Below are 9909 nucleotides of genomic sequence, written 5' to 3'. Positions count from 1 at the left end.
TCCACGTTGACGTTCTTCACGTACTGCTGGGTCAGCGTGGAGGCGCCCTGGACGGCGGCGCCGCTCTCCGCGTTCTTGGTGATCGCGCGCAGGATGCCCTTGAGGTCGACGGCGCCGTGCTCGTAGAACCGGGCGTCCTCGATGTCCACCTGCGCCGTGCGGATCAGCGGGGACATCTGGTCGGCGGGTATGACGGTGCGGTCGCGCTCGTAGACCTTGGCGATCAGGCCGCCGTTGGCGTCGAAGATCTGCGTCGCCTGGCTCAGCGGCGGGGTCCTGAAGTCGTCGGGGATGCTCTCGAAGCCCTCGGCGCCGTTCTTCGCGCCGAGCCCGACCGCCCCGGCCGCCGGGAGGATCAGGCCCGCCAGCAGCACCCCGCCCAGCACGCTGGAGCCGAGGAAGGTGGCCGCGTGGCCCAGGAAGCCGATCGGGGTCTCGCGGCGCCTCGGTCGCGGCACCCAGGTGTCGCCCGGGTCCGAAGCGGCGGGTATGCGGCTCTTCGGTGACATAGATCGAACATTACGGCCGTGAACAGGCCGTGGGGAGCGGGTGTTGGCGAAGGATTGTCACAAAATCGCGACGGATTCGACTCATTCCCGAGGGTCGAACGGGCGTGCACGACGGGGCAAGGACCGTTCGTCCACGGTCCGTTGCCCCGCGTGCCGCCCGGCCGACCTCGCTCGGCCGGTTCCGCTCAGCCGAACCCGCTCAGCCGGCCGGGCAGAAGACGTCCCGGGCCGGGCGGTGGCCGGTGACCAGGTAGTCCGTCACCACCTCGTCGCCGCAGGCGTTCCCGTTGGCCCGGTACACGTCGTGGCCGCCCGAGTCCACCGTCACCATCCGCGCCCGGTCCCCGAACGCCGCACGCAGCTTGAGCGCGCCGGTGTACGGCGTCGCGGGGTCGCGCAGGTTCTGCGTGAGCAGCACGTTGGACGGGCCCCGGTCGGTGACCCGCACCGGCGGCTCGGCGGGCGCGAACGGCCAGAAGGCGCAGGGCATCACGTTCACCGGCAGGCCGGCGGTGAGCGGGCGGGCGGCGCGGTCGGCGGTCACGGCCTTGGCGTAGCCGGCCGGGTCGGCGGGCCACCAGACGTCGTTGCAGAGGGTCCCGACCGAGACGGCGATGGTGTTCTGCACCGCCGCCTCCGGCGGCACCACCGGGGCGGGCAGCGGACGGCGGCCGAGACCGGCCAGCATCAGCCCCGCGACGTCCGGGAAGCGGGCGTCCGCGTTCATGCCGTCCAGCAGGGTCTGGCGCAGCACGTTGCCGTTCAGCTCCGCCGGGTTGGCGCCCGGCCAGGGCAGCGGGGCCCGGTCGAGGCGGGCGGCGAGGTCGAGGAAGAGCGCGCGGACCTCCTCGGGGGTGTCCGCGACCCGGTCCGGGTTGTCCGGCGCGGACGCCCACCTCGCGAAGTCCGGGAAGCGGTCCTCGACGCCCCGGCCGTAGGCGTCCAGCCAGCCGCGCCCGACCCGCGACGGGTCCGGGTCGTCGTTGCTGTCCAGTACGACCCGGTCGGTCCGCTCCGGGAACATGGTGGTGTAGACGGCGCCCGCGTAGGTGCCGTACGAGACGCCCCAGAGGGAGAGGCGGCGCTCGCCGAGGGCGCGGCGGATGCCGTCGAGGTCGCGGGCCTCGTTGGCGGTGGAGATGCTGCGCAGCACCGGGCCGCCGTTGCGCGCGCAGGTGTCGGCGATGCGGCGGGCGGTGGCCAGGTTCCCGTCGATCGAGCCGTCGGCGGCCGGCCAGGGACGCAGTTTGACCATCGACAGGTCGGCGGGGTCGAGGCCGCAGCTGACCGGGGTGGAGCGGCCGACGCCCCGCGGGTCGAAGCCGACCACGTCGTAGCGGTCCCGGACGGACTGGGGCAGGCGCCCGGCCATGCCGTGGACGAGGTCGAGGCTGGAACCTCCCGGTCCGCCGGGGACGGCCAGCAGGACGCCTCGGCGCCGGCCGGGGTCGGCGGCGCTGATCCGGGAGACGGCGAGGGTGACGCGGGCGCCGTCCGGATCGGCGTAGTCCAGCGGGACGGTGACCTCGGCGCACCGTTGGGGGCTGTCGGCCGGGGCGCCCGGACACGCGGCCCAGGCGAGGCCGTCCCTCCCGGGCTTCGCGCTCTCGGCCGCACCGGCGGGCAGGGCGCTCAGCGCGGTCACGGCCAGGGCGGCGGCCGCGGTGACCGCGGCGGTGACGGTGCGGGTGGGGGCGGTGCGGGTGACTGTGGTTCGGGTGGGCTTCGTCATGCCCAAGAGTCTGCTGGGGCACGGGACTTGGAACCATGCGGGCAGCGGGCCGGTCGGGGGTGGGGAAATCCCCCGGGCGCCGGGGAGGGGGCGGAGACCGCTTCCGGCCGCGGTCTCCGGCCGCGCGGGGTGGGGGTGGTGGGAGCGGTACGGCGGGGTCCGGTCCGGCTCAGAGGCCGAGCCGGCCCGGGTCGGCTGCCAGGGCGCGCAGCGGCTCGCGCGGGTCGGCGACCAGCCTGCGCTCCGCCAGGTCGAGGATGCCGCCGACGCCGGTGATCTCGGCGGCCAGCACGCCGTCCTCGCGGACCAGCCGCTGCACCACCTGGAAGGTCTTGCCGTCCCGCCAGGTGAACGAGCAGCTGACCGCCACCGAGTCGCCCGCGCGCAGCTCCCGCAGGTACTTGACCGTGGTCTCCAGGACCACCGGGCCGACCCCCTTGGCGACCAGGTCCGCCTGGCGGATCCCGGCCGCCCGGAGGTACTCCCAGCGGGCGTGCTCGGCGTACTGGAGGTAGACCGCCTGGTTCAGGTGCCCCTGGGAGTCCGTCTCGTACCCGCGGACGGTGATGTGCGTGGTGAAGTCCTGATCACTCATGCCCCGCACGGTACTCCGGGCCCCCGGGGCACCACCTCGTGTCCTCCGTCACCCGTCCCACCCGGATCACCCGGACAGGACGGCCAGCAGCGGCGTGAGGGCGTCCGGCCGCCGGTCGACCGGCAGGTGCTCGACCGGGTGGAAGCCGCAGCCGAGCGCGGTCGCGCCGCCGTCGCAGGTCCGGTCGTCGCCGACCATCAGGACGTCCGCCGGGGCGAGGCCGAGCCGCTCGCAGGCGGTCTCGAAGATCACCGGGTCGGGCTTCTGGGCACCGACCTCGTACGACAGCACGTAGACGTCGACCAGCTCCTCCAGGCCGTACGCGCGGAAGACCGGCCGCAGGTCCCAGGCGATGTTGCTCACCACGGCGACCGGCACGCCCCGGCGGCGCAGCTCGCGCAGCACGGGGGCGGCGTCCGGGTACGGGCGCCAGCTCGCGGGCGCCAGGTGGGACTCGTAGAGGGCGTCCACGTCGATGGCCGCGGGCGGCTCGGCGGCGCGGGTCAGCGCGGTGTACGCGGCACGGTGCAGCTCGGGGGTCAAGTCGCGGGTGTCCCAGGCCTGCTGGACCTCCGGCGGGATGCGGCGCGGCGGCACACCGCCGGGCAGGGCGCCGAACTCCTCCAGCCGGGCTATCAGTTCGGCCTCCTCCCCGGCGGGCAGGGCGAGGCCGGTGGCGGCGAGGTGGGCCGCCAGCCACTCGGCGGTGGAGACGACCCTGAAGAGGGTGCCGGAGAAGTCGAACATCACAGCTTTGGTCATGGCCCGAGCCTAAGTCCTTCCGGATCAGGGCAGGGTGAGGATCCGCGGGCCGTCCTCGGTGATGGCGACGGTGTGCTCGATGTGGGCGGCCCGGGCGCCGTCGACGGTGCGCAGGGTCCAGCCGTCCGGGTCGGTGCGGTGGTCGTCGCGGCCGCCGGCCAGCAGCATCGGCTCGATCGCCAGCACCAGACCGGGGCGCAGCGGGTAACCCCGCCCCGGGCGGCCCTCGTTGGGCACGTGCGGGTCCTCGTGCATCCGGCGGCCGATGCCGTGGCCGCCGTAGCCGTCCAGCAGGCCGTACCGGCCGGAGCGGGCGACGGCGCCGATGGCGTGGGCGATGTCGCCGGTGCGGTTGCCGACCACGGCGGCGGCGATGCCGGCCTCCAGGGCGCGCCGGGTGGTCTCGATCAGGGCGGTGTCCTCGGGCCGGGCGGTGCCGACGGTGAAGCTGACCGCCGCGTCCCCGGCCCAGCCGTCCAGGAGGGCGCCGCAGTCGATGCTCACCAGGTCGCCGTCGCGCAGCCGGTAGCCGTCCGGGATGCCGTGCACCACGGCGTCGTTCACCGAGGCGCAGATGACGGCCGGGAACGGGACGGGTGCGAAGGCCGGACGGTAGCCGAGGAACGGCGAGGTGGCCCCGGCCGCCTTGAGCACGCCCCGCGCCACCTCGTCCAGCTCCAGCAGGCTCAACCCGACCGCCGCCTGCTCCCGGACGGCCGCCAGCGCGTCCGCCACCACCCGCCCGGCCTCGCGCATCGCGGCCAGCCCGGCGTCCGACTTGAGTTCGACCATGGTGCTTCTCTCCCCTGGATCCAATTCTTATACCGGTATTTGTATCACGGTCGTGGGGGTGGGGACGTCGCCGGACGGGAGGCCCTAGACTCGTCGGCATGGTGAGGACTCCGCTGACCCCGTGGGAGCGCGAGCGCGGCGAGCACTTCGGGGCGCTGCTGCGCGAGGCGCGCGGCGAGCGCAGCATGGTCGAGGTGGCGGCGGTGGCCGGCGTCTCGGCGGAGACGCTGCGGAAGATCGAGACCGGCCGCGCGCCGACGCCGTCCTTCTTCACCATCGCGGCGCTGGCCTTCGCGCTCGACCTGTCCCTGGACGAACTGGCGGCCGCGTGCGCCCCCTCGGAGGACGGCGAGGCGCTCTCCGCCTAGCCCGCGCATGCCCGCCCGCGGCGGACCGACGAACGGCGGCGGCCCGCCCCGCGCGTGGTGCGCGGGGCGGGCCGTCGTCATGGGCTCGGCGGTCAGCCGACCGAGCTGTTGTAGCTCTCGATCGCCGGCTGGAGCTCCTTGGCCGCGTCGGCCAGGGCCTGCTGGGCGGGCTTGGTGCCGGCGATGGTCTGCTCGATCGCGGTCTCCACGCCCTTGCGTGCCTGCGGCATCACGCCGAGCAGGCAGCCGGCCGTGGCCGGGGTCGGCTTGGTGGCCTTCAGCTGGTCGATCGCGGTCTGGAACTGCGGGTACTTGGCCACCCACTCCTTGTCCTTGGGGTCGTCCAGGGCCTTGGTGTTGACCGGGAAGTAGCCGGTGCCGGTGTGCCAGACGGCCTGCTGCTCGGGGGCGGAGACGAACTTCTCGAACTCCCAGGCGGCGCGCTTCTCGGCGTCGGAGTGGCCGGGGCCGCTGATCCACAGCGAGGCGCCGCCGATCACCGGGCCGCCCTGGTCGGCGGCGGTGACCTTCGGGAAGGCCGCGGTGCCGACGCCGAACTTCGCGGCCTCGGTGTAGCCGCGCAGCACGCCGGTGGACTCCAGGTGCATCGCGACCGTACCGGCCTTGAACGCGGCCTGGGCGTCGTCGGTGGTGCGGCCGGTGTTGGCCGCGTAGCCGCCCTTGACCAGGTCGGCCCACCACTGGACGATCTGGGCGCCCTGGGCGGAGTCGAAGACGACCTTGCCCGCCTTGTTGCCGCGGCCGTTGTCGTTGTCGCAGTACATGGTGCCGGACTCGGCGAGCAGCTGCTCGACGAACCAGCCGTAGATGGCGGCGCCGAAGCCGTACCGGACGGTCTTGCCGTCGCCGTCCTTCTTGGTCAGCTTCTTGGCCAGCTCGCCCAGCTCGGCCAGGTCCTTGGGGGCCTGGGCCGGGTCGAGGCCGGCCTCCTTGAAGGCGTCGGTGTTCAGGTAGAGCAGCGGCATCGAGGAGTTGAACGGCATCGCCTGGAGCTTGCCGCCGACCGAGTAGTAGTTGCGGATGTTGGCGTCCAGGTCGTCCAGCGAGTAGCCGTCCTTGTCGGCGAAGGCCTGGGCCGGGACGGTCTGCTTGGAGTCGATCATGAACCGGGTGCCGATGTCGTAGACCTGCGCCAGGGCGGGGGTGCCCTTCTGCTGCACCGCGGCCTTGTACTTGGTGACCAGCTCGTCGTACTTGCCCTGGAACTGCGCCTTGACCTCGATCTTGCCCTGGTGGGCGGCGTTGAACTGGCCGACCAGCCCGTTCAGCACCTCGGCGTTCTTGCCGGTCATCGAGTGCCAGAACTCGACGCTGGTGACACCGGAGGCCTGGTCGAGCGCCTGGGCGCCGGGCGCGCCGGCGTCGGCGGAGCCGCCGGAGCCGGAACCGGAGCCGCTGGAGCTGCAGGCGGTCAGGGACAGGCCGGCCACCAGCAGGGCAGCGAGCGCGCGCGCACTCTTCTTCACGAGGGTTCTCTCTTTCGAGCGTTCGAGGAGGGGGGACACAGGAGAGGCAGGAGGGGCGCGGTCAGCGGACCGCGCCCGCGGTGAGGCCGCGGACGATGAAGCGCTGGCCGAAGACCACCAGGGCGAGGGTGGGCAGCAGGGAGAGCACGACGCCGGCCAGGATCAGCCCGGGGTCGGCCATCTCGGCGTCGCGCAGCGAGGTGAGGCCGATCTGGAGGGTCTGCATGTTCGCCGTGCGGGTGATGATCAGCGGCCAGAAGTACTGGTTCCACGCCGACAGGAAGACGTAGATCGACAGCGCCGCGAGGGCCGGCTTGTTGAGCGGGACGACGATCCGCCACAGGAAGCGCCAGTGGCCGGCCCCGTCGATCCGGGCGGCGTCGCGCAGTTCGCCGGGCAGCTGGCGGAAGGCCTGGCGCAGCATGAAGGTACCGAAGCCGGAGGCCAGGAAGGGCAGCACCAGGCCGAAGTAGGTGTTGCCGAGCCCCCAGCCGGACAGCGTCAGGTAGTTGGGGATGATGATGGCCTCCCACGGGACCATCAGCGTGGCCAGGAACACCCCGAACACCACGGCGCGGGCCTTCATCGGCAGGAAGACGAAGGCGTACGCGGCGAGGACCGAGGTGAACAGCTGGGCGAGGGTGATGACGGTCGCCACGATCGCCGAGTTGGCGTACTGGCGGGCCAGCGGGATGGCGTCCACGGCGCCGGAGAAGTTCCGTCCGGTGACCGAGTGCGGCACCAGGGCCGGCGGGTAGGAGGAGAGCTCGGACGGGCCCATGAAGGCGCCCGCGACGGCGTAGTAGACCGGGAAGGCCACGGTGACGACGGCGACGGCGAGCAGCAGGTAGACGGCGGCGCGGCCGAGCAGGTCGCGCGCGGAGCGCCCGGCGAGGACGCGGGCGCGGGCGGGCGGACGGGGCGCCCCGGCCTTCGGCTCGGCCTCGGTGGTGAGGGTGGTCATGCGTAGTGCACCTTCCGCTCCAGGACGCCGAACTGGACGGCCGTGCAGGCGAGGACGACCACGAGCAGCACCACGGCCTGGGCGCTCGCGGTGCCGAAGTCGCTGGAGCCGTAGGCGAAGGCCTTCTCGTAGACGGAGTAGACGAGGGTCCGGGTGGAGCCGTCCGGCCCGCCCTTGGTGAGGATGTGGATCTGGCCGAAGCTCTGGAGCGCGTGGACGGTGGAGACCACGGTCAGGAAGAACAGGTTCGGACCGAGCATCGGGACGGTGATCGAACGGGCCAGCCGCAGGCCGGAGGCGCCGTCGATGCGGGCCGCCTCCAGGATCTCCCCCGGGATCGAGCCGATGCCCGCGGAGAGCACCAGCACGTTGTAGCCGAGGTTCATCCAGACCGTGGTGACGGCCACCGAGAGCAGGGCGTACCGGGAGTCGGTCAGCCAGCCGATCGGGCCGAGGCCCACGTGCGAGAGCAGCCCGTTGAGCACCCCGCTGGCGGGGTTGAAGAACACCGCGAACACCACCGAGGCGCTGGCCACCGAGAACGCGAAGGGCAGCGCGAAGGCCGAGCGCAGCAGTCGCACGCCCCGGATCCGGTTCTCCAGGAGCAGCACCAGCACCAGCGCGCCGAGCACCCCGGGCACCACGGTGAGCAGGGTGAACAGTGCCGTGGTCGTGAGGGTGCGGACGAAGTCGGCCGAGGCGAAGAGGTCGGTGTAGTGCTTGAACCCGACGTAGCGGGAGGGCGCGCCGAAGAGGTCGTTGGCGTGCCCGCTGAGGTAGAGGGTCCGTCCCAGCGGGTAGCCGATGAAGAGGACGAAGACCACCAGGGAGGGCAGCAGGAAGGCCCAGGCCAGCCCGTGTTCTCCCCAGCGGCTTCGACGGGCCGGGAGGGGCCCGGTGTGCGGTGCGGTCGGCATGTGTCGCGCGTCCGCCTTTCGTGATGTCGGTTCCGGCCGAAACCGTGTCTTGCCCGAACGACGGCGCGGAAACCCCGCGGTGATCAACGGGTGTCGCGGGGATTACGCGTTCGCGTCAGATCCGGCCGGTCGTGCCCGGACGGGCGGCGGACCGGCGGCAGAGGGCCAGTTGGGCGGGCCACCGCGCTGTCGGAGGGGTGGCGTACGGTGCGCGGGTGGACGAAACGGAATTCGACATCCCGGCCGCAATGGCCGAAAGTGTGCGCTCCCGCGCGGGCGCCTGGGCACTCGTCAGGGGCTTCGCCGCGTACTGGGGCGAGCCGCTGGGGCCCGACGACGGCTTCACGGACTCCGAGCTGGACGCGGCCGAGCGGCGGCTGGGCCTGCGGTTGCCGGTGGCGCTGCGCGAGGCGTACCGGCTGTTCGGCCGCCGGGCGGACCTGACCAGCAGCCATGACGTGTTGCTGACGCCGGACGAGCTGCACGTGGAGGACGGTGCGCTGGTGTACCGGGCGGAGAACCAGGGCTGCGCGCACTGGGGCCTGCCGCTGGACGGCCTCGACCGGGAGGATCCGCCGACGGTGTTCCGGCTCGACCTGGCGGACAAGGCGCAGGAGCGGTGGGAGCCCTGGGACGAGCGCTTCTCGGCGTCGGCCGCGGCGATGGCGCTGATGGAGAAGCTGCTGGAGGACCACGAGCTGACCGACTTCCTCGACTGGGACGAGGAACTGCCGGACGGTCTGGGCGAGTTGCCGGCGCTCGGCCGCCACTTCCGCTGGTACCAGGGCCCGGAGGTGCTGGTCGGGGTGGCCGAGGAGGCCTGGGTGGTGGTCCGGGCACGCACCCCGCAGGCGCTGGACGCGTTCTACGGGGTGGTGCCCGGGGAGTCGCCGGACGAGTAGCCCGGCGGGATGACGCGATCGGGCGGTCAGGCCGTCAGGCGATCGGGCGGTCAGGCGGTCAGGCCGAGGAGCCGCCGTCCAGGACGAGGTCGCTGCCGACGGTGTAGCCCGCCTCGTCCGAGGCCAGGTACAGCACCGCGGCGGCCACCTCCTCCGTCGCCCCGGCCCGGCCGACCGGGACCTCGGCCTTCATCCGCCCGGCCTTGGTCGCGGCGTCCTCGCCCGGCCGGGAGGACATCGGGGTGTCCACCGCGCCGGGGCTGACGGTGTTGATCCGCACGCCCTCGGCGATGTGGTCGAGGGCGGCGGCCCTGGTCAGCACGGTGACCGCGGCCTTGCTGGCGGCGTAGGCCCCGACGCCCGCGAGCCGCTTGTGGGCGCCCAGGTTGGACGAGACGTTGACGATCGCGCCACCGCCGTGGGCCCGCATGTGGGCGATCTGCGGCTGCATGGCGAGCAGGGTGCCGGTGACGTTGATGCCGAACACCCGCTGCCACTCGGCCTCGTCGATGTCGGCGACCGGGCCGGCGGCGCCGAACACCCCGGCGTTGTTGACGGCGACGTCCAGGCCGCCGAACAGCTCGACGGTCTCACCGACCAGCCGGGCGGCGTCCTGGGCGTTCGTCACGTCGCCGGTGAGCGCCGCGGCCTTGCCGCCGGCCCGCTCGATCAGCTCGACGGTCTCGGCGAGCGGTCCGGCGGTGCGGCCGGCGACCGCGACCCGGGCGCCCTCGCGGGCGAAGGCGAGCGCGATGGCCCGGCCGATGCCGCTGCCCGCGCCGGTGACCAGGACGGACTTGTCGGCGAAACGCGTGCTCATGAGGTGAACTCCTTGATCCGGGTGGTGTGTTCGGGTGCAGTGGTGCTGGTGGTGCGGGTGG

At 73.2% G+C, this 9909-nt stretch carries 11 protein-coding genes; 2 read left to right on the top strand and 9 right to left on the bottom strand.

Annotated features, from left to right (window positions below; translation table 11 throughout):
- The 5 genes from AE652_RS25835 to map form a co-directional block, all read right to left on the bottom strand.
- On the bottom strand, positions 1-509 hold a 509-nt coding region (locus tag AE652_RS25835), incomplete at its 3' end, for a transglycosylase domain-containing protein (RefSeq protein WP_049655625.1).
- A 199-nt stretch (positions 510-708) separates the two neighbouring features.
- Positions 709-2241 (bottom strand): alpha/beta hydrolase, encoded by a 1533-nt coding sequence (locus tag AE652_RS25830; RefSeq protein ID WP_049655623.1) that lies wholly within the window; start codon positions 2239-2241, stop codon positions 709-711.
- A gap of 169 nt (positions 2242-2410) precedes the next feature.
- Entirely contained in the window at positions 2411-2836 is a 426-nt protein-coding gene (locus AE652_RS25825; protein ID WP_049655622.1) for a thioesterase family protein, read from the bottom strand.
- 66 nt (positions 2837-2902) lie between these two features.
- A complete protein-coding gene (locus AE652_RS25820; protein ID WP_049655620.1) occupies positions 2903-3598 on the bottom strand; it encodes an HAD-IA family hydrolase in 696 nt (231 codons plus the stop codon).
- Positions 3599-3622: 24 nt separating this feature from the next.
- Complete coding sequence (gene map, locus AE652_RS25815; protein WP_049655618.1) at positions 3623-4390, bottom strand: type I methionyl aminopeptidase; 768 nt, start codon at positions 4388-4390, stop codon at positions 3623-3625.
- A gap of 98 nt (positions 4391-4488) precedes the next feature.
- Between map and AE652_RS25810 the strand changes: the two genes are divergently transcribed.
- A complete protein-coding gene (locus AE652_RS25810; protein WP_049655616.1) occupies positions 4489-4758 on the top strand; it encodes a helix-turn-helix domain-containing protein in 270 nt (89 codons plus the stop codon).
- A 92-nt stretch (positions 4759-4850) separates the two neighbouring features.
- Here the strand turns inward: AE652_RS25810 and AE652_RS25805 are convergent, their stop codons facing one another.
- The 3 genes from AE652_RS25805 to AE652_RS25795 form a co-directional block, all read right to left on the bottom strand.
- Positions 4851-6245, bottom strand: a complete 1395-nt coding sequence (locus AE652_RS25805) for an ABC transporter substrate-binding protein (RefSeq protein WP_053112245.1) — start codon at positions 6243-6245, stop codon at positions 4851-4853.
- 61 nt (positions 6246-6306) lie between these two features.
- A complete protein-coding gene (locus AE652_RS25800; RefSeq protein ID WP_082345967.1) occupies positions 6307-7209 on the bottom strand; it encodes a carbohydrate ABC transporter permease in 903 nt (300 codons plus the stop codon).
- Positions 7206-8126 carry a carbohydrate ABC transporter permease gene (locus AE652_RS25795; RefSeq protein ID WP_049655615.1) on the bottom strand — a complete coding sequence of 307 codons (921 nt, stop codon included), beginning with the start codon at positions 8124-8126 and terminating at the stop codon, positions 7206-7208. Before AE652_RS25795 ends, AE652_RS25800 begins: the two co-directional genes overlap by 4 nt.
- Positions 8127-8341: 215 nt before the next feature.
- Between AE652_RS25795 and AE652_RS25790 the strand changes: the two genes are divergently transcribed.
- Positions 8342-9028 carry an SMI1/KNR4 family protein gene (locus AE652_RS25790; RefSeq protein ID WP_159028562.1) on the top strand — a complete coding sequence of 229 codons (687 nt, stop codon included), beginning with the start codon at positions 8342-8344 and terminating at the stop codon, positions 9026-9028.
- Positions 9029-9086: 58 nt separating this feature from the next.
- Here the strand turns inward: AE652_RS25790 and AE652_RS25785 are convergent, their stop codons facing one another.
- Positions 9087-9848 carry an SDR family NAD(P)-dependent oxidoreductase gene (locus AE652_RS25785; RefSeq protein ID WP_049655613.1) on the bottom strand — a complete coding sequence of 254 codons (762 nt, stop codon included), beginning with the start codon at positions 9846-9848 and terminating at the stop codon, positions 9087-9089.
- Positions 9849-9909 lie beyond the last annotated feature (61 nt).

The sequence above is a fragment of the Kitasatospora sp. MY 5-36 genome, from assembly GCF_001182915.1.
Lineage (GTDB): Bacteria > Actinomycetota > Actinomycetes > Streptomycetales > Streptomycetaceae > Kitasatospora.
This window is presented reverse-complemented; position numbering and strand designations above follow the sequence as displayed.